This window comes from Paenibacillus sp. P46E (assembly GCF_001909095.1).
In the GTDB taxonomy this organism is placed as follows: domain Bacteria; phylum Bacillota; class Bacilli; order Paenibacillales; family Paenibacillaceae; genus Paenibacillus_AQ; species Paenibacillus_AQ helianthi.
In genome coordinates, this window is the sequence record NZ_LVYZ01000066.1 from 115839 (window position 1) to 135004 (window position 19166).

Annotated in this window: 22 protein-coding genes; 7 read left to right on the forward strand and 15 right to left on the reverse strand. The window is 50.9% G+C overall.

The window, feature by feature from the left end:
• Nucleotides 1-109: 109 nt before the first annotated feature.
• The 4 genes from fur to A3849_RS24995 form a co-directional block, all read right to left on the reverse strand.
• Nucleotides 110-577, reverse strand: a complete 468-nt coding sequence (gene fur / locus A3849_RS24980; RefSeq protein ID WP_074087517.1) for a ferric iron uptake transcriptional regulator — start codon at nucleotides 575-577, stop codon at nucleotides 110-112.
• 131 nt (nucleotides 578-708) lie between these two features.
• Nucleotides 709-1341 (reverse strand): stage II sporulation protein M, encoded by a 633-nt coding sequence (gene spoIIM / locus A3849_RS24985; protein WP_074113818.1) that lies wholly within the window; start codon nucleotides 1339-1341, stop codon nucleotides 709-711.
• A 74-nt stretch (nucleotides 1342-1415) separates the two neighbouring features.
• The gene (locus A3849_RS24990) at nucleotides 1416-2609 is read right to left on the reverse strand and encodes an endonuclease Q family protein (protein WP_074113819.1); all 1194 of its coding nucleotides are present in this window, start codon (nucleotides 2607-2609) and stop codon (nucleotides 1416-1418) included.
• Entirely contained in the window at nucleotides 2600-3172 is a 573-nt protein-coding gene (locus A3849_RS24995; RefSeq protein WP_074113820.1) for an NUDIX hydrolase, read from the reverse strand. The genes A3849_RS24990 and A3849_RS24995 overlap by 10 nt, the downstream gene beginning before the upstream one ends.
• A gap of 78 nt (nucleotides 3173-3250) precedes the next feature.
• Here A3849_RS24995 and A3849_RS33100 point away from each other — a divergent pair, with 78 nt between their 5' ends.
• Complete coding sequence (locus A3849_RS33100; RefSeq protein ID WP_178382797.1) at nucleotides 3251-3427, forward strand: hypothetical protein; 177 nt, start codon at nucleotides 3251-3253, stop codon at nucleotides 3425-3427.
• Nucleotides 3428-3549: 122 nt separating this feature from the next.
• Here A3849_RS33100 and A3849_RS25000 read toward each other — a convergent pair whose 3' ends face one another.
• Nucleotides 3550-4677, reverse strand: coding sequence for a M20/M25/M40 family metallo-hydrolase (locus tag A3849_RS25000; RefSeq protein WP_074113821.1), 1128 nt, complete (start codon nucleotides 4675-4677; stop codon nucleotides 3550-3552).
• A 96-nt stretch (nucleotides 4678-4773) separates the two neighbouring features.
• Between A3849_RS25000 and prli42 the strand changes: the two genes are divergently transcribed.
• On the forward strand, nucleotides 4774-4875 hold the full coding sequence (gene prli42 / locus A3849_RS32500; protein ID WP_143186211.1) for a stressosome-associated protein Prli42: 102 nt from the start codon (nucleotides 4774-4776) through the stop codon (nucleotides 4873-4875).
• 79 nt (nucleotides 4876-4954) lie between these two features.
• Here prli42 and lipB read toward each other — a convergent pair whose 3' ends face one another.
• From lipB to lpdA, 5 genes are all read right to left on the reverse strand, one after another.
• Complete coding sequence (gene lipB, locus A3849_RS25005; RefSeq protein ID WP_074113822.1) at nucleotides 4955-5677, reverse strand: lipoyl(octanoyl) transferase LipB; 723 nt, start codon at nucleotides 5675-5677, stop codon at nucleotides 4955-4957.
• A gap of 57 nt (nucleotides 5678-5734) precedes the next feature.
• The gene (locus tag A3849_RS25010; RefSeq protein WP_074113823.1) at nucleotides 5735-7174 is read right to left on the reverse strand and encodes a dihydrolipoamide acetyltransferase family protein; all 1440 of its coding nucleotides are present in this window, start codon (nucleotides 7172-7174) and stop codon (nucleotides 5735-5737) included.
• Nucleotides 7175-7533: 359 nt separating this feature from the next.
• Complete coding sequence (locus tag A3849_RS25015) at nucleotides 7534-8520, reverse strand: alpha-ketoacid dehydrogenase subunit beta (RefSeq protein WP_074113824.1); 987 nt, start codon at nucleotides 8518-8520, stop codon at nucleotides 7534-7536.
• Nucleotides 8521-8523: 3 nt separating this feature from the next.
• On the reverse strand, nucleotides 8524-9555 hold the full coding sequence (locus tag A3849_RS25020) for a thiamine pyrophosphate-dependent dehydrogenase E1 component subunit alpha (RefSeq protein ID WP_074113825.1): 1032 nt from the start codon (nucleotides 9553-9555) through the stop codon (nucleotides 8524-8526).
• Between the two features lie 251 nt (nucleotides 9556-9806).
• Nucleotides 9807-11228: a dihydrolipoyl dehydrogenase gene (gene lpdA, locus A3849_RS25025; RefSeq protein WP_074113826.1), complete on the reverse strand. Its 1422-nt coding sequence runs from the start codon at nucleotides 11226-11228 to the stop codon at nucleotides 9807-9809.
• 170 nt (nucleotides 11229-11398) lie between these two features.
• Here lpdA and A3849_RS25030 point away from each other — a divergent pair, with 170 nt between their 5' ends.
• A complete protein-coding gene (locus tag A3849_RS25030) occupies nucleotides 11399-11704 on the forward strand; it encodes a DUF2627 domain-containing protein (RefSeq protein ID WP_074113895.1) in 306 nt (101 codons plus the stop codon).
• Between the two features lie 88 nt (nucleotides 11705-11792).
• Here the strand turns inward: A3849_RS25030 and A3849_RS25035 are convergent, their stop codons facing one another.
• Genes A3849_RS25035 through A3849_RS25045 form a run of 3 tightly spaced genes read right to left on the reverse strand, consistent with a single transcriptional unit; the run spans nucleotide 11793 to nucleotide 15591 of the window.
• Nucleotides 11793-13640: an ABC transporter ATP-binding protein gene (locus A3849_RS25035; RefSeq protein ID WP_074113827.1), complete on the reverse strand. Its 1848-nt coding sequence runs from the start codon at nucleotides 13638-13640 to the stop codon at nucleotides 11793-11795.
• Nucleotides 13621-15366, reverse strand: a complete 1746-nt coding sequence (locus tag A3849_RS25040; RefSeq protein WP_074113828.1) for an ABC transporter ATP-binding protein — start codon at nucleotides 15364-15366, stop codon at nucleotides 13621-13623. The genes A3849_RS25035 and A3849_RS25040 overlap by 20 nt, the downstream gene beginning before the upstream one ends.
• A gap of 18 nt (nucleotides 15367-15384) precedes the next feature.
• A complete protein-coding gene (locus A3849_RS25045; RefSeq protein ID WP_074113829.1) occupies nucleotides 15385-15591 on the reverse strand; it encodes a hypothetical protein in 207 nt (68 codons plus the stop codon).
• Nucleotides 15592-15777: 186 nt separating this feature from the next.
• Between A3849_RS25045 and A3849_RS25050 the strand changes: the two genes are divergently transcribed.
• Nucleotides 15778-16347 (forward strand): thymidine kinase, encoded by a 570-nt coding sequence (locus A3849_RS25050; protein WP_074085406.1) that lies wholly within the window; start codon nucleotides 15778-15780, stop codon nucleotides 16345-16347.
• An 84-nt stretch (nucleotides 16348-16431) separates the two neighbouring features.
• Here the strand turns inward: A3849_RS25050 and A3849_RS25055 are convergent, their stop codons facing one another.
• Nucleotides 16432-16686, reverse strand: coding sequence for a hypothetical protein (locus A3849_RS25055; protein ID WP_074113830.1), 255 nt, complete (start codon nucleotides 16684-16686; stop codon nucleotides 16432-16434).
• Between the two features lie 41 nt (nucleotides 16687-16727).
• Nucleotides 16728-17252 carry a DinB family protein gene (locus A3849_RS25060; protein ID WP_074113831.1) on the reverse strand — a complete coding sequence of 175 codons (525 nt, stop codon included), beginning with the start codon at nucleotides 17250-17252 and terminating at the stop codon, nucleotides 16728-16730.
• A gap of 127 nt (nucleotides 17253-17379) precedes the next feature.
• Here A3849_RS25060 and A3849_RS25065 point away from each other — a divergent pair, with 127 nt between their 5' ends.
• From A3849_RS25065 to A3849_RS25075, 3 genes are all read left to right on the forward strand, one after another.
• On the forward strand, nucleotides 17380-18036 hold the full coding sequence (locus tag A3849_RS25065) for a hypothetical protein (RefSeq protein WP_074113832.1): 657 nt from the start codon (nucleotides 17380-17382) through the stop codon (nucleotides 18034-18036).
• The gene (locus tag A3849_RS25070; protein WP_074113833.1) at nucleotides 18033-18548 is read left to right on the forward strand and encodes an accessory gene regulator ArgB-like protein; all 516 of its coding nucleotides are present in this window, start codon (nucleotides 18033-18035) and stop codon (nucleotides 18546-18548) included. Before A3849_RS25065 ends, A3849_RS25070 begins: the two co-directional genes overlap by 4 nt.
• Nucleotides 18549-18689: 141 nt before the next feature.
• Nucleotides 18690-19025: a LytTR family DNA-binding domain-containing protein gene (locus tag A3849_RS25075; protein ID WP_074085267.1), complete on the forward strand. Its 336-nt coding sequence runs from the start codon at nucleotides 18690-18692 to the stop codon at nucleotides 19023-19025.
• The last annotated feature ends 141 nt before the right edge of the window (nucleotides 19026-19166 follow it).

A 19166-nucleotide genomic window follows, 5' to 3' on the forward strand; every position in this document is an offset into this window, starting at 1 on the left:
TATGCACCGCTGACTCCTAATATGTATGAAGCTCCTTAAATCATTTAAAAAGCCCCCTCCGGTATATCGTACCGGGGAGAGCTTATGCGGTAAATCTTCATCTATAAGCTTATTCGGAAGGCTTGCTGTCCGTGCTATTCTTGTCCTTGCAGCGGTAGCAGATTCCGTGAAAATCAAGTCTATGATCCAGCACGGTAAAATTAAACTCGTTCTCCAGCCGCTCTTCCAGCGGTCCGAGCCAATCTTCACGAATCTCATCCATGGTGCCGCACTGCACACAGATCAGATGATGGTGGTGATGCTTCGCTGTATCAGTCCGCAAGTCATAACGGGCTACGCCATCGCCGAAATTGATCTTCTCCACGACATGAAGTTCACTAAGCAGCTCTAGGGTACGATAGACAGTAGCGAGTCCGATCTCAGGAGCTTTCTCCTTCACCAGCATGAAAACATCTTCTGCACTTAAGTGGTCTTCCTCATTCTCCAGCAGCACTCTTAAAGTCGCTTCCCGTTGGGGTGTCAGCTTATATCCTTGGGATTGTAGCTGTTGCTTAATCTTATCTATCCGGGCTTCCATTGTCTGCCTCCCCCTTGGAAAATTACCGCTCCGGGCAACAAAATCACTTCTTCCATTATAGGGGGAGTCGGTTTGAGAAGTCAAACGCTTTTGGAGCGGAGAGCTCCTCTGAAGCAGCCCGGTAATCCCTGTTATCCTTTGGGGACCAGCATAGGTGTAACCCAGCGCATCATCGATGGGGTGACCCAGGCTTCAAAACCGGAGACACCCAGTACCAGAACCGCCAGCCCCAAAGAGAGCAGTGAATACATCGCGAACGGCCGGGTTACCGGAGAACGCCGCTGGCCCAGCACCCGGCTGCGGATCATCAGCAGCGAAAAAGCAATCGCCGCCGCGCTGCTTACTAACAGCACCGGAATCAGCACGAGATTATGCGGAGCAACCGAGACCAGCGCGAACAGCATGCCATGCCATGAATACTCGCTGACCAGTGTGCCGACGGTAAAGCCGATCAGTACGCCTTTGAGAAAATCCAGGATCAGTATGCCGGGAAGTCCAATCACAGACAAACCGAGAATCCAGATCAGACCGATCCATTTCAGATTCAGCGCAGCAATGTCCCAGTAAGAATCCGGCGCTGCCGGGAGCCCCTGCTGATCGACGGTGATGAAGAAATTCCCCAGGTAATCCCCAAGCTCCTGCTGCTGATCCAGTGTCAGTGCACTCACAATCAAAGCCCCGAAAACGACCCCAACCAAAAACAATACCGCGACAAAAATATAAAGAGGCGTCTGTTCCTTCATCATCAGCCGTAAACTACGCATCGGGACGTTCTCCTTTCCGGTCATATGTTACACCATATGAAGAAACGTCCCGCTCTATGACTTGTCCTTTGCCGTTAGCTCTTCACTACCTTGCCATAAGTCCCGCCCCCGCCAGACGATAGCGCAAGTGTGCCGGAACGGGCTCTCACAATCTGCGACGCCAGATCTGCTCCGGCAACAGCGGCCAATTCCGCCTCACTGGCAGAGTGCAGGATCCTCATCTCGGTGCCAAAAGCCTGCAGCAACAGCTCCAGCTTACGTTTGCCCAGCCCCGGAATAAACTCCAGCGGCACCTGATAATGGTACTCAGGCCGATGTGAAGGAATTATTGGCTCCCCGCGGTCTGCAATCGCCAGAATCCGGTCTAACACACCTTGCACCAGTTTTGGGCTACCGCAATACGGACAACGCTCCGAGGTGGCATATGCCTCGTCAACGATGCTGCCACAGCCGGCACAATAGGTACGGTGATACTTGCCGAGCCGCGGATTCAACCCATAGTTAGCGCTGACCCTGCGCCCTTCCTGGCGCGCCAGCGCGAGCCGCAGCTCAGCGAACGAGGGCTTTTCCATCTCAATCACATTATACTCGCGGCCGATTTTACCAAGTGAATGGGCATCGGAATTGGTCAGGAAGGTGTAGGGGTCAAGCTCGGAAATATAACCTGCCATTCCCGAATCGGCGCTCAGCCCAAGCTCCACCGCAGCAATCCTCTCCAGATCAAACAGTTCGGCCATTCGTTCAGCGGCACACCCGTACAATCCTTTATGGGGGGTGAAAATATGTGCCGGAATGAGTATCCCGCCCCGCCCGCAGATCTCATCCTGCAGCTCCCGGGCCGGAACATACAACCGCTGGGAGCTCAAATTAATGTTGCGCATATGCTTGCTCATCCAGCTGCTGAATGCCTCCATTGCCGCAAGATCCGGCAGGAAAGCCAGGACATGGCACTCTTTACGCCCGGGCTCACGGATTTCGATTTCCGTTCCCAGCACAATCGTCGTTCCCTGGTAAGCGATCCCACCTCCATCCGCTTCGCCCATCTCACCAGAGGCCAGCAGTGTACGGATATCCGCCTGAACTCCCGGCGCATGGCTGTCGATAATACCGATCAGCTCCATTCCTTTACGCTGTGCCGCCTCTTTGGCGATGTTAGCAAAAGTAAGGCTGCTGCTGCCGCTGATTTTGACAGCTTGCCCTTCAGAAGTCCGCCCGATATGCACATGAAGGTCACAATAGAAGCTTTGAAGCTTAGCTCCTAGTGCCATTGGCCTGTAAGCGTATATAAATGCCAGGCGTAGACGGCCATCATGGTTTTGGCGTCGGCAATCCGCCCATCCGCAATGTATTGATACGCTTCCTCCAATGTCAGCTCCGAAACCTCCAGGAACTCATCTTCATCCAGCGACATATCTCCCGTCTGGGCATTGTCCGTGACATACAAGTGGATGATTTCATCAGCAAAACCGGGAGAGGTATAGAACGATTTCAGCAGCTTCAGCTCACCGCTATGAAAACCCGTTTCTTCCTGAAGCTCCCGACCGGCTGCCACCAGCGGATCTTCGCCTTTATCCAGCTTGCCGGCAGGAATTTCCACCTCGGTGCGGTGCATCGGCTGACGGTACTGTTCAACCACCAGCATTTTACCCTTGTTCAGTGCCAGTACAGCTACAGCCCCCGGATGCTTCACGACCTCGCGTGTTGCGGTATTGCCGTCAGGCAGCTTGACAGTATCTACCTGCAGCGAAATGATTTTACCTTCAAAAATCGGCTGTGTGGATAAGGTCTCTTCGTCCAGTGCGGGATTGCGTTTAATTTCAACTTTTTTCATAGATTATATGGTCTCCTTTGGCTTCAATCTGCATAGGGTGTATTATAGCAAACTTAAGAGGAAAGAAGGAATGCAGGCATGTATGACATCCTTGTCCGTTCAAGCTCATCCGCCGTCACAATGGTAGGCAAACCGGAGCAAATCAAGGCTGTGCTGGCCGGGTGGATGAAGCAATATGGACGTGATATGCCGCTGGCCTATATCCTGATGCTGCATTCCGAAGAACGGAAAAATAACGCGAACAAGGCCGGATAATCTCTTGGTCGCCTCTCTGGTGTTCATCAGGGTGAGTAAACATAAGGAGCTGTTCCCGGGGATGGACCGGAGACAGCTCCTTCATGTATGTCACGCAGCAACCTAAGCGGCCTGTGGCTGGATCAGCCTTTTACACTTTCCTTCACAATAGCAACAACGAGTTCGGCCACCTTAACGATATCCTCGGCTTTGATCCGCTCTTTGGTCGTATGGATATTTTGATAGCCGATCGCCAGGTTTACCGTTGGAACCTTCAATCCGTTGAATACATTGGCATCGCTGCCACCGCCGGACGCGAACAATCTTGGGGACAGCCCAAGTGAGGTAATCGCACGTTCCGCCAGCTTCACTACCGGATCATGCTCATTGAAGCTGAATGCCGGATAGATAATTTCACTGCGGAACTCACTTTCCGCACCGTATTCGCGGGCCGTAGTCTCCAGCGCTTCACGCATGGAAGCAATCTGCCGCTCTACCTTTTCCTGCACAATACTGCGCGCTTCGGCATCCAGCTGCACATGGTCACAGACCACATTCGTTGGGCCGCCACCGGCAAATTTGCCGATATTGGCTGTTGTCTCATTATCGATGCGTCCAAGCTTCATCGCCGAGATGGCTTTGCTGGCGACTTGAATCGCGCTGATTCCATCCTCCGGATTCACGCCGGCATGAGCGGATTTGCCAAAGATCTGCATGGTCACCTTCGCCTGGGTCGGCGCAGCGACTGCTATGGCTCCCACTTCACCGTTAGAGTCCAGGGCAAAGCCGAACTCGGCATCCAAGAGGCGTGGGTCCATGTTCCGGGCACCCAGCAGCCCCGACTCTTCACCTGCGGTAATAACAAACTGAATCTGTCCATGTGGCAGTTTGTGCTCCTGAATCACACGAATGGCTTCGAATACAGCAGCGAGTCCAGCCTTGTCATCCGAGCCAAGAATTGTGCTGCCGTCGCTGGTAATCCAGCCGTCTGCGCCCAGGGAAGGCTTAATATTTTTACCGGGAACCACGGTATCCATATGGCAGGTGAACAGCATCTTAGGTGCTGAAGCCCCTTCTACGGCTGGCCAGGTTACGAATAAATTGCCCGCCCCATGACCCGTGCGGTCTTTGGAATCATCTTCAATGGCGGTAAGGCCCAGTGCGCTGAATTTTTCTGTGAGCACATCGGCAATCTGTCGTTCGTTTCCTGTTTCACTATCTACACGGACAAGCTCCATGAATTCCTGAATCAAGCGGTCTTGTGAGATCATTGGACTTCCCTCTCTTTCACGGATACGTTACAATAACAGTATTGTGCTAAACTTTCCATACGCTTCTAACTTAAACTAATTTCAAAGGAGTCACTCATGCAACGTCAAAAATGGTTCCGCATCGTTATCTATGTTATGCTGATCGCCATGATCGCCTCAACCGTGCTCTTCGTCCTTGAGCCCTTCCTGGCCGGCTGATGATCCCATTGGCCCGTTAATAATAGCGTCCGGATGCTCCGGGCGCTATTTGACTTGAGCGTACCTTAGAATGTCCGGCTTAATCAGCTAGCAGCGAATCCGCCTGAAGTACGGCATCAGACGTCTCATAAGGAAAATACTTCAGGAAATAAGGAATCAGTTCTCCGGCTACCTCCCGGAGTTCAAACGGACGCCCGGCGCATTCCTCCAGTGAGGTGATTCCATACTCGGCAATCCCGCACGGAATAATCCCCTGAAATCCCTGTTCCCCGATTCCAGCAGCGATATTAAACGCGAACCCGTGGCTGGTGATAAAGCCTTTGCGGAATTTGCTTTTATTAAACTTAACCCCAATGGCACAGATTTTCTCATCGCCAACCCACACACCCGTATATTCCGGTTTACGGCTGCCTTCAATACCGTAAGCTGCCAAAAAATCAATAATTACAGATTCCAGACGGCGCAGATAACCGTGCAAATCCACCTTGCCATCCACCCCAAGCTTCAGCAGCGGGTATCCAACCAGTTGGCCGGGACCATGATATGTAATATCTCCTCCCCGGTCGATTTCAAACAGCGAAATGCCTTTTTGCTTAAGCTGTCCGGCACTGAGGAGAAGATGTTCAGGATGATGCTGGGAGCCGATGGTATAGGTTGGCGGATGCTGCAAAAGAATCAGCCGCTCTGGCCCTGTTCCGGCATCAATTGCCTGAACAGCTTCCTTTTGCAGGTCCCAGGCCGCCCCGTATTCCATCAGCGGAAGATATGAAACTTCCAATAAGCTTAGATCCGAGCTGCTCATGCTATCAGGTCCCCTTTGTATTAGAGTCTCCTGTTACAGGGATATACCGTTCATTTATTAATACACCTTCGTATCAGGTGTGTAACCCTCCACATTCTCCTTGACACGCTGGAGGAACCGTCCAGAAATAACGCCGTCCAGAATCCGGTGATCCAGTGACAGACAGATATTTGCCATAGAACGTACGGCAATCATATCGTTGATCACAACAGGCTTTTTCACAATGGATTCGAAGGTAAGTATCGCTGCCTGCGGGTAATTGATGATCGGATAGGACAGAATCGAGCCGAATGAACCGGTATTGTTCACTGTAAATGTGCCGCCCTGCATATCCTCCAGACGCAGCTTGCCTTCACGGGTCTTCAAAGCCAGCTCGTCGATTTCGCGGGCAAGCCCAGCAACATTCTTCTGATCAGCTTTTTTGATGACCGGCGTCATCACTGAATCCTCTGTACCGACAGCCAGCGAGATGTTGATGTCGCGTTTGACGATAATTTTGTCAACAGCCCACACCGAGTTCATGATCGGATAATCTTTAATGGCACTTACGACAGCCTTCATCAAGAAGGCCAGATAAGTCAGGTTAATCCCTTCTTTGCGTTTGAACTCATCCTTCAGCTTGTTACGCAGCATGACCAGATTGGTCACATCCACTTCGATCATCGTCCAGGCATGCGGAATCTCGGAGACACTCTGACGCATTCTTGTAGCAATTGTGTTACGGATTGGGGTTACGTCGATCAGATACTCCGAACTGCTGCCCCGTCCGCCCTCTACCTCAATTGTAGGAATACGTGGTGTTTCACTTAGATGCAGGCCAGAATGGCGAACCGGTACCGTTGGATCCTGCACTTCTTCCTGAATCGCCTGTATCGCAGGCTGCTGCGTAACTTCCGCAGCCTGCTGCCCAGCAGAGGCTGCTGGGGCAGCAGACATGCGAGCGGCAGACGCGCCGCCGTTATCAAGGAACGTCAACACATCCTTACGCGTGATGCGGCCGCCAAGGCCAGTTCCCGGCACCCCCGCGAGATCAATGCCGTGCTCCGCGGCAAGGGTCTGCACTGCCGGTGAATACCGGGAGCGCATCGGTGCGGATGCGTCAAACGCAGCGGCAGGCACTAGCGGTCTGCCCGCTGCCGGAGCTTGATTGGGTGCGGCCGGACGGGACGCGGCCTGCGCTTGCGGCGCAGTACCCACGGAAGGAGCGGCCGCTGGTGCGGCCGGTGCGCTCGAAGCCTCAGGAGCAGCTACCGCTATGCGTGCAATCACCTCGCCTACGCTCACGGTCTGGCCTTCTTCTGCCAGTAGCTCCACCAAAGTGCCATCCACGGTTGCAGGCAGCTCCGCATTGACTTTATCCGTAATCAGATCACAGAGCGGTTCGTACTGCTCGATGGAATCCCCTGGCTGCTTCAGCCATTTACCGATCGTCGCCGACACCAGCGACTCCGCCAGCTGCGGCATAATCACATCGGTCAGCTTTGTATTGTCAGACATAATGTCACTCCTTAAAGTTTTGTAAGCATATGCTTACAGATAGTACTTCGTACAAAACCCGGCGGATTCCCTGCGAGCTATGAGATTCAACAAGAAACCAGGTTAGATTCTAAAGTTCACTCTATATTAAGTGGAAAAAGTAAAACTAATTTGCTGTAATCCTGGTTCGATAAGGTTTTAGTGGGATTTTGTACACCTAATTCATACCTATTCATTACATACAGGGTTTTTCAGCCGGATTAGTGGTACTTTTTCCCACTTGGATTACTCCATAAGCTGAATGAGTCCAATTCATGATACTTTTTCCACTAACGATGCTGCTCTTTGTTTTTTCAAGTTTGGGCTAACTGGTATGAAACTTAGTACTGCGCAAGGCGCAGCATTTCCGCTTTCACTTTATCCTTGCTCAGCATGAAGAACTTCTCCATCGGCGGGCTGATGGGCATCGCCGGCACGTCCGGTCCACAGAGACGGAAGATCGGCGCATCCAGTTCGAACAGGCAGTGTTCTGCGATAATTGCCGCCACTTCTCCGCCGATACCTCCGGTCTTGTTGTCCTCATGGACAATTAGAACCTTGCCGGTCTGGCGGGCGGCAGCAATAATGGCCTCGCGGTCCAGCGGCTGCAAGGTGCGCAGATCAAGGATATGCGCAGTAATGCCTTCCTCGCGCTCCAGCTCTTCCGCAGCCTGCATGGCAAAATGAAGCGGCAGACTGTACCCGATTACGGTAATATCGCTGCCTTCACGCAGCAGATTTGCTTCACCGATCGGAACGGTGTAATCCCCTTCCGGCACATCTTCCTTAATCAGCTTATAACACTTTTTGTTCTCGAAGAAGAGGACCGGATCAGGATCACGCACAGCAGCCTTCAACAGCCCTTTGGCGTCATAAGCCGAGTACGGTGCTACGATCTTCAGCCCTGGCGTCCCAAAGAAAATCGATTCCGGGCATTGCGAATGGTACAGTCCGCCGAAGATCCCCCCGCCAATGGGAGCACGGATCACCACCGGACAGCTCCAGTCGTTATTGGAGCGGTAACGGATTTTGGCAGCTTCGCTGATGATCTGGTTGGTTGCCGGAAGCATGAAGTCTGAATACTGCATTTCGGCAATCGGCTTCATCCCGTACATCGCTGCACCGATAGCTACACCGACTATCGCGGATTCTGCGAGTGGCGTATCCAGTACACGTTCTTCCCCGAACTGCTCCTGCAGACCTTTGGTGGTGGTGAAGACCCCGCCCTTAACGCCGACATCCTCACCGAGCACGAACACCGATTCATCGCGTTCCATTTCTTCTTTCATTGCCAGCCGGATGGCATCAATATATTCCATAATCGCCATGGGTTAGGCTCCTCCCTTGAGGTCAGATTCACTGTATACATGCAGCAGCGTATCTTCCGGTTTCGGAAACGGCGCATTTTCAGCGTATTCAATGGCTGCCTTCAGCTCCAGATTATATTCTGCAGCCAGATCACGTTCCTGCTCGTCACTCCAGAGTCCAAGATCAATCAAGTAGGTGCGGAAGGCGGCAATGCCGTCTTTTTTCCAGTTGGCATCCACTTCTTCCTTCGTCCGGTAAGCCAGATCATTGTCCGAGGTGGAGTGCGGAGACAAGCGGTACATCATCGCTTCAATCAAGGTCGGGCCTTCACCGGCAAGGGCACGCTCACGCGCTTCCTTCACCACGCGGTACACCTCCAGCGGATCATTGCCGTCTACCTGGATACCCGGGAAGCCGTAGCCCAGCGCACGGTCGCTGACTTTACCCCCAAGCTGCTTATGGGCGGGCACCGAAATTGCATACTGGTTATTCTGGCAAAAAATAATGACCGGCAGCTTATTCACCCCGGCGAAATTGCACGCTTCATGGAAATCCCCCTGGTTGCTGGAGCCTTCCCCGAAGGTGACAAACGAAACGAATTTCTTCTTCTGCATTTTGGCTGCCAGGGCAAAGCCCACGGCATGCGGAACCTGTGTGGTCACCGGACTTGACCCGGTCACAATCCGCAGGCGTTTACTTCCGAAATGGCCCGGCATCTGCCGGCCTCCGCTATTAGGGTCTTCGGCTTTGGCGAACACAGACAGCATCAATTCACGGGTTGTCATACCCACAGTCAGCACAAAGGCATAGTCACGGTAATAAGGTAAAAAATAGTCATTCTCCCGGTCCAGCGCAAAAGCTGCTGCTACCTGGGCCGCCTCTTGGCCGATCCCGGAGACATGAAAGTTGATCTTCCCGGCGCGCTGAAGCAGCAGGCTGCGTTCATCGTACTTCCGCCCGAGCTGCATATATCTGTACATATCGATGACCTGGCCGTCACTGAGTCCAAGCGGCTTATGTCTATTAACGGTTTCTACAGTACCTTGGGATTCCATATGAGGTACCTCCTAAAAGTTTGTTAAGCGATGCTTCCTTGATTGATTTTCTTCGTACAACTTGCATCAGGAGGCATACACTCAAGCTAATCTGTGCCTGATCTTAAAACCAGGTACTAAATCATACTCCAGTCCATTATAATCCCTTTTCCTCTAAAAAGAAAAGCCACGAAAAGCCGGTTTGGAGCTGTTTTAGCGCAAATGGCGCCTTGAGCTCCGCCCGGCATTCCCGTGGGGGCATTCATCGTTTCCTAGAATCCGATTGCTCTTCCATCCACAGCGAGCATAGCTTCGCCAATGATCTCGGAAAGCGTCGGATGGGCATGTATCGCTTCCCCGACTTCCCAAGGTGTGGCATCCAGCAGTTGTGCCAATGCCGCTTCCCCGATTAGATCCGTAACATGGGGACCGATCATCTGCACACCGAGGATATCTCCGCTGCTCCGGTCGGCAACGACTTTGACGAAGCCGTCCTTCATCCCGTAGACAATCGCTTTTCCGATGGCCGAAAACGGGAACTTACCAGTGACCACATCCGTTCCAAGCGCCTTGGCCTCTTTTTCCGTATACCCTACGCTAGCCACTTCAGGACGCGTGTAGACACAGCGCGGAACCAGGTGCTGGTGATAGGGATGAAGCGTCTCCCCCGCCAGATGGTTCACTGCGCGTATTCCCTCATGACTTGCAGCATGGGCCAGCTGGAGTCCGCCGATGCAATCGCCGATCGCATAGATATGCGGTTCATTAGTCTGCATGTTGCCATTAACTTCAATTACACCTTTATCAAAATGGATATCAGTATTCTCCATACCAATATTCTCAATATTGGCCACTCTGCCTACAGATACCAGAAGCTTCTCCGCCATCAGGGTCTGGCTCTGTTCACCCTTGCGGGCTTCAATGGTAACCCCGGATTCCGATACCACACAAGTTTCAGCATCTACAGTTGTCCCGGTCAGCACTTTAACGCCGCGTTTCTTCAACAGCCGCAGCAGTTCGCGGGCGATCTCCTCGTCTTCAAGAGGCAGCAATTGGCCTGCCGCTTCGACCACAGTGACCTGCACGCCAAAATCAACCAGCATCGAAGCCCATTCCACACCGATGACTCCGCCGCCCACAATAATGATCGAGGCTGGCAGTTCTTCCAGTGTCAACGCTTCTTCGCTGCTCAGTATAACCTTGCCGTCCGGCTTCAGACCGGGCAGCACGCGTGGTCGCGAGCCGGTTGCCACAATGAGATTGCCGGAAACCACAGTCTCCATCTCGCCATTCTCCAGCTCCACGGCCACGGCCCCGCTGCGCGGAGAGAAAATCGAAGGGCCAATAATGCGTCCTTTTCCCTTCAGCACCTGGATTTTATTTTTACGCATCAGAAACTGCACACCCTGATGCAGCTGCTCAACCACAGCTTCCTTGCGGGCCTGCACCTTCGGGAATACCAGTTGCACTCCCGTAGTCTCGATGCCATAACTCTCACTCTCTTGTATTTCAGCGTATACCTCGGCACTGCGCAGCAGGGATTTGCTCGGAATGCAGCCGCGGTGCAGACACGTTCCGCCCAGTTTGTCCATTTCAATGACAACGACAGATTTCCCGAGCTGGGCTGCGCGGATCGCCGCCACATAACCTCCGGTACCTCCGCCAAGAATGGCCACGTCACATGAAATCGTCATATATGTATCCTCCATTCATTACTCGTAAGTTCTAAATTAACCTATTACATTGTACTCTCTTTTATCCCCATAACAAAGCTTACAAACGTCATATATACATGGACTTTTACCCGTTGAAGCGTTATCATATGGGTGAATTCAATGGGATACAAGTGGAAAAGGAGGAAATCATGAAACTGCTCACCACACGCTTCATTGCCATCCTGATTCTGGTGATTCCCGGCCTCCTCGCGATGACAGGCTTCCTGATGATGAAAGACGATATTTTCAACTATATTTCCATGCATGGCGACGATAAGGCATCTCCTGTTTTTGCCTGGCTGCATTTTGGCGGAGGGCTGCTGCTGTTCCTGGCCGGAATGAGCTTTCTTGGCGGCTGGATTCTGACCCGTGACCGGAAGCGCAATTACGTCGGCCCCCGTTTCAAGGAGAAGCAAAAGACCCAGCAGCCCCCCTCACCGGATGCCTCCAGCTAAAAGGCAGTAATCATTGGCGAAAATAATCCGTTCCCCTTATAAAGAGCAAAGGCAGTTCCGAAAAATTCCGGGACTGCCTTTTTATAACCTACCCCGTCGCGGAATCCGAAGATCCCCGCACCAGATCACTGTACAAACCGCCCTGTTGCAGCAGTTCTGTATGAGATCCCTGCTGCAGCAGCCGTCCGCCCTGAAGCACCAGAATACGGTCTGCCGCACGGATCGTCCCCAGACGGTGGGCGATCACGAAGCTGGTCCGGCCTTTCATCAGCGCCTGTAGCCCCTCCTGAATCTTAATCTCCGTTATTGTGTCGATACTGCTTGTTGCTTCATCAAGCACCAGCATGGACGGATTGGCAAGAATCGCGCGGGCGATAGCCAGCAGCTGCTTTTGTCCCTGGCTGATCCCCGTACCGTCCACGGACAGCATCCGTTCGTAGCCGCCTTTCATCCGCATAATAAAAGAATGGGCATTCGCTAGCTTCGCTGCTTCCTCCACTTCCTCGTCGCTGGCATCCAGCCGGCCGTAGCGGATATTGTCACGGATTGTTCCCTTGAACAAGAAAGAATCCTGCAGTACAAAAGCCATGTGGCTGCGCAAGCTCTCACGCCGGATCGAAGACAGGTCCCTGCCATCCAGCGTAATGCTGCCCTTGTCAGGATCATAGAAGCGGGACAGCAAGCCGATCAGCGTGGTCTTACCTGCTCCGGTTGGACCCACTAGTGCAATCATCTCACCGGGCTTAGCCTCGAAGCTGATATCCTGAAGCGTTTCGGCTCCGTCATCATACGAGAAGGACACTCCGGAGAATTTCACCGCACCTTCCACGTGATCCAGCGTTCCCGCTGTGCCTTCATCCTTGGCTTCGGCTCCTTCATCCAGCACCTCAAATACCCGTTCCGCACCGGCAATCGCCGACAGCAGCGTGTTCCACTGGTTCGCCAGATCATTCAGCGGGCGCGTGAATTGGCGCGTGTATTCCACGAATGCGATAATAACGCCTACGGTAACTAAATCCCGGATAGCCAGCAGACCGCCGACTCCGGCTACAATGGCAAAGCTCAGATTGTTCAAGCCATTCATCAGTTTGGGGATGAAGCCCGAAATCGCCTGAGCCCAGTAGCCCGACAGCATGATCCGGGTATTGCGCTCACGGAAGCCCGCAATGACCCGCTCCTCCTGTGAAAAAGCCTTGATGATTCTCTGTCCGGACAACGTCTCCTCAATAAATCCGTTAAGCTCGCCCATATTGCGCTGGCGTTCCTTGAACAGCGGACCGGTCCGCCGTGTAATCCAGCGCATGCCGAGGATCATCAGCGGTACTACGATGAAGGTCAGCAACGTGAGCAGCGGGCTTAGCCACAGCATCACACCCACTGTGCCCAGCAGAGTCAGTACACTTGAGAAAATCTGAATCGCCGAGCTGTTCAACGTGGAACTGATATTCTCAATATCATTGGTCAGACGGCTCATGATTTCACCCTGCTGCCTGCGGTTGAAGAACGAAATCGGCAGCCGGTGCAGGTGCGCGAACAGATCGGTCCGCATCCGGAATACGGTCTCCTGGGCAATCTCGATCATCCAGATGTTCTGCAGCCAGGAGGTCAGGGAATTAAGCAGATATACGGCGGCAAGCGTGATCAGGAAAAATCCCCAGCTTCTGCCTCCGTTCCCTTCAAGATAGTGGTCCACCGCTCTGCTGATCAAATAAGGTCCGAGTAGAGCAAGACCCGAGCTAAGAAACACCATCGCCAGTACAAGCGCCAGCTTGGCCTTGCGTTTCGCCAGATAGCTCCAGATTCTCCGTAGTGTGGCCGACCAGTTCTTGGCTTTTGCCTTAGGTTTACGTCCTCCCGGCGAACCGAAGCTTGCCGCGTCACCTAGTCCGACATTGAGCTTAGGGTGGCGAAAAGGGTCAAGTAAAGCTTTGAACATGCTGCGCCACCTCCCTGTCTTGGGATTCATTGATCTTCCGGTACAGCTCCGAATCCTTCATCAGCTCATCATGTGTCCCCTTCGCAATCAGTCTGCCTTCATCCAGCAGTAATATAAGGTCAGCAGAGACAGTCGAGCTGATTTTTTGTGTGATAAGAAATGTGGTACAGGACATGTTTTTCAGTTCCGCCAGCAGCCGGCCTTCGGTTACCGCATCCAGTGCACTGGTACTGTCATCCAGAATCAGAACCGCGGGTTTTCTAACTAGCGCTCTGGCAATCGTCAGCCGCTGCTTCTGCCCCCCGGAGAGATTGACACCACGCTGACCCAGCATGGTGTCATAGCCGTGCGGCAATTCTTTTACCGTATCATGTATTTGCGCGGCTCCAGCTGCCCGTTCAATCTCCTCCTGGGTGGCATCCGGCTTGCCCCAGACAATGTTCTCCCGCACCGATCCGGTAAACAGCAGGACCTCCTGGGGTACATATCCGATGGCTCCGCGCAGTCTGGTCATTCCCATCTCTGAACTTGACGTCCCGTCAATCCGGATGACACCGCTGTTCTGCTCATACAAACGGGGAATCAAACCTACCAGAGATGATTTGCCTGAGCCGGTTGCTCCCATAATTGCCACCCGTTCTCCCGGCTGCACCGTAAACGAAATATCCTCCAGCACAGCAATATCACTCTCCGGATAACGGAAGCTAACGTGCTGGAACTCAACTTTACCTTGAATAGGCGCGGTCTTTATTATAGCTGCCGCCACTGCATCTTTAGCTTCCAGGTGATCTGCCGACATAACTTCCTGAATCCGTTGCGAAGAAGCCTTGGCCCGGGAAAAGGTCGCCATTATCCAGGATAGTGCTGACAAGGCTCCGATCGTACGCAGGGAGTAGTTAATTACTGCTACAGTCTGTCCAAGGGTTGCATCTCCAGCGGAAATCTCGATACGTCCGAACCACAGTACCAGCATAATTCCCACATTCACAATCAGCATAATAAGCGGAGCCGAGGTCTCCGTCAGACGCAGCGCAGCATTAGTGGAGGTCATCAGTTCCCTGCTGAATGAAGCGAAACGGTAAGTCTCATGGCTCATACGCACAAACACCCGAATCAACCGGATACCGGTAAGGTTCTCCTGAATTACACTGTTGACTCCATCCAGCCGGATCTGCACGCTACGGAACAATACCGCCGCCTTCCTCATCACCCAGAACAGAAACACAATAAGTACCGGAAGGGTAACTGCCAGAAGCAGCCCCAGCTTCACATGTACGACTAATGCCATCACCACACTTCCCACAACAACGAGCGGCACACGAGTCATGAAGCGGAGTCCCATAAAAATCGTATCCTGCAACTGCGACACATCCGCCGTAAGACGGGTGATTAGAGATGATGTGGGGAAACGGCTGAATACGGCATAGGCAAAGGACTGAACCTTCTCATATAACTTATCCCGCAGATCAAAGGCAAATCCCTGGCTGGCATGAGACGCAAAAAAAGAGCTGAGCACGCCCGCAATAAACGCCACAACTGCGCTTACTACCAGCACACCGCCCCATAGCCAGACGACCCGGTTGTCCTGTTCCCTGATTCCGTCATCAATAATTTTGGAGATCAGCAGGGGCTGGGACAGCTCCACCGCCAGTTCGATCACCATCATCACAAGCGCAGCGATTGCAGCTACTCTGTATTTGTTGAGATAGGAAAAAATGATATTCATCAGCGTTACCCCATTTGTCTATTCGTAGAGCGCTTCACGCAGGCGGGTGGACATCGATGAAGATTGTCCCTTCAAAATCACCCGGCGCAGCGCCTTGTTGCTTCGGTTCATTTCAACCAGCTCGCCCAGCATCTCTGTCAGCAAGCTTAACGTATCCGGTGATAGCTCCCCCTTTTCTTGCAAAGCGGCTATCTTCTCTTTGTAACCTTCCATGTGATCCGTCAATTGTAAGCCTTCTTTCTATAAACGTTCTTCTGAATAAATACACATAACCGCGATCATTATAACATTCTTTAGCCATTACCCGAAATGTTTTCACTGGCTACATTTACTGAGAATATGCTACTCTAATAAAGTCGCATTTTTATAGATGAGGATTCATCAGGCTGATTAACGAAAGGATAGATGGACGTGGCACAGTTGTTTTTCAAGTATGGGGCAATGAACAGCGGCAAATCCATTGAGATACTCAAGGTTGCACATAATTACGAGGAGCAGGGCAAGTCGGTGCTCATCTTCACTCCATCCCTTGACGACCGGGACGAAGTCGGATATATATCCTCCCGTATCGGCCTGCGGAAGCAAGCCATAGCGATCGATGAGAATACGGATATATACAGCATTGTCAGCAGCAATTTGCCCAAACCCCATTGTGTACTTATTGATGAATGCCAGTTTTTGACGAAGGATTGCATCCTCCAGCTGGTTAGGATTGTGGACGAGCTGAATATTCCGGTCATGGCATTTGGGCTTAAAAATGATTTCCAGAACAATCTGTTCGAAGGCAGCAAATATATGCTGATCTATGCAGACAAAATTGAAGAAATGAAAACAATCTGCTGGTTCTGCGAACGCAAAGCCACGATGGCGCTGCGCGTCGAGAACGGCAAGCCTGTATACAGCGGCAAGCAGATTCAGATCGGCGGCAATGAAGCCTACTACCCGGTATGCCGTAAATGCCACAAGAATCCGCCGCTCTAAAAGAAACGAAAAAGCACACACTCTACGGCAATGGCCGGCCTTCGCATAGTGTGTGCTTTTTGTATGGAGATCGAAAGTCTTACGTTAATGGATAGCCTGTGCTGCAAGGTACTCATCTTCCTTGCGGACATAGAGATCATGCTGAACGGAAGCTTTGCCGCCATATTGGGCGCGCTGGACCGTAGCCTGCATTCCTCCATTGATTTTGGAACGATGGGGAATGCCAGCCTCAGTAAGGCGGCCTTTGGCTCTGAAATATTGGGCCTGATCAAAAGTCGTGAACACCAGCGTGCGTTCTCTTGGAATGAAGAAATGCAGTATGCCTTTGAATAAACCCATCTGCAGCTTCCTCCTCTCATTCACACTGTCTTCCTTGCATCTTATACCTTATTCAAGTAGCGTTCGTTAAGAACATTCAGATGATGAAGCTCATGCCCAATGATGACACATGCTATTGCTCTGACGGAAATCGGATGATTACTGGCTGTCCCCATACGGGTCCAGGCTTCCTCAGGCAGGCTCTCCAGCAGAGCAATGGTAGACATACGAACCAGCTTGTAGTGCTGTACCATTTCACTCAGCGTGAACCGGTCAAACTCCCCTGCCGCCGCATAATCATTCTCCTCATACCCAGGCAGCGGAGCCTTTTCTCCCCTGGCAATAGCAAGCAGACGGTAGGACATAATGCGGTCATTGTCAGTCAGATGCCCCAGCAGCTGCTTAACACTCCATTTCCCTTCAGCATAACGGTAGTTCCCCTGCTCCTCGCTCAGCCCTATCAGCAGCTCATACACCTGAATGGATTGTTCGTTCAGAATATCCACAAGATCCCCTTCTGGAGGCACCAATGCAATGTACCGGGCCGGAAATTCGCTGTACTCTTTTTGTTCAGGACGCTGGTTCATAATTAACCCTCTCTCATGAAGAAATATTTACCGGGAAGTGTCAAATGCTGTTGTTGTATTTTAGTTCATTATGTATAATATTTGCAAGAATAGAAGTTGAGTGAACCTGATCTCCGGGAGTGTAAGCATGCTGGAATTTTTGCTGTATATGGTGTTTTCGGTATTGGAAAGCTCCGCTTTATTTTATCTGGGATTCAAGATTTTCAAGATTGACCTCTACCCCAAAGAAATTGTTTTCGCTGGATTAATCATGGCGGTTTTCTCCTATTTCATCCGGGTTAACAATGGCTTTGCAGAATTAGATGTCTTAACGCAATATGCCCTTGTTTTTTGCTTTTTCTGGCTGTTATTTCGTATTCATATTTTTTATTCAGCAATTATGACCGGTATGTCATATCTGCTATACATGTTATTTCAATCCACTTTTTATTTATTATTGAATTCCACCCCTATATTTAACTTGCATGTTCTGGGGATCTCTATAGGAATATACTTTTTACAGTTGGTTTCTGCATTATCAGCCTTCGCTTTTGGTTTTTATATCGGTAAAAAAAGAATGGGCTTTGACTTTATTCCCGATAAACCGAATGAGAAAATCATCATTGGCAGCCATGAGAAAATACTATTTTCATTAAGCTTCCCTTCCATAATCGTGGTGGCACTGATGATTTATTTCTTTGAGAGTTACTCCCAATTTTTCATTGTAGTCCCCTTGTTTTATGTGGTGCTGCTATTCGGATATCTCAACTTTTCAATAAAAAAGAACCGCGGTGAAGAATTTTGAACAGCCTGGCCATTAAGATTTCTGCCGCAATCAAACGCGCAAATCCTGAAGAAACCTCTTCTCTTGAAGTCATGCAATATGCATTGAACATCATTCTGAATACCCTTATCACGTTCTTTGCTGCCATGGCCATTGGCCTGTTCTTCAATAATTTACTGGCAACCTTTATTTTTTATTTAAGTTTTTCCGTGTTACGCATCTGCTCTGGCGGTTTCCACTTACCCACGGCCTGGGCTTGCAATATTGTTACCGCTTTATTATGTTCGCTCACACCACTGCTCAATCCGGTTGGACAAGCCCTTTGGATCATTAACGCTGTAAGTTTAGTGATAATGCTTGTATTCTCACCAAATCCGGATAAGCATGCCCAAATTCCCCCTAGCTGGTTCCCTGCATTAAAGTTGATTTCTATAGTAATGGTTAGTTTGAATTTTCTAATTGGTTCGTCTGTCATCGGATTGGCCTTTATAGTCCAGTCCTTAACAGTAATCCCTTGGAAAAGGAGGTTATGAGATGAAAGCATCAATGGCCAAACATGCTTCTGCAGCGCTTGAAGCTTCTGCCCGTTTCTTTGCATCTGTTATGAAGATTGGATTACACAGTCCAGAAGCACCTAAAGAATTGCGGAAGTAATTTACAAGGATGGGGAGAACATGCGGGTCTTGTTAAACGACGGGTTCTCCCGGGATATCCGGGAAGAAGATATATTGTATTTCTCCAGCTATAAGAATACAATATTCGTCCATACGAAAGAAGGCGAGTTTGTTCTCCCTACCACACTTTCCGATCTTTTGGCTGCTTATAAGGGCAAAGGCTTCGAGCGTCTTGACCGCAGCAATGTAGTTAGTCTAAGTAATATTGAAAGTTATGATTCGGAACGTAAGATTGTTACGTTTCAAGAGGGAGAACAATTCGCTACAGTATCAGAACCAAATGAAACAAGGCTCAAACGATTTTTAGCCTCACGCAAAGATACCTCTGAATCATAACATCATACTCAATAAGGCATCATCAGCCATCCCGACAACCTCTGGTTTCGAGATGGTTTTTATTTTCACCAAAAAAATATATATTATCCCATATGATGCATCAGTTGTAAAGGACTATTCACAGGGCGAATGACAGGAGAC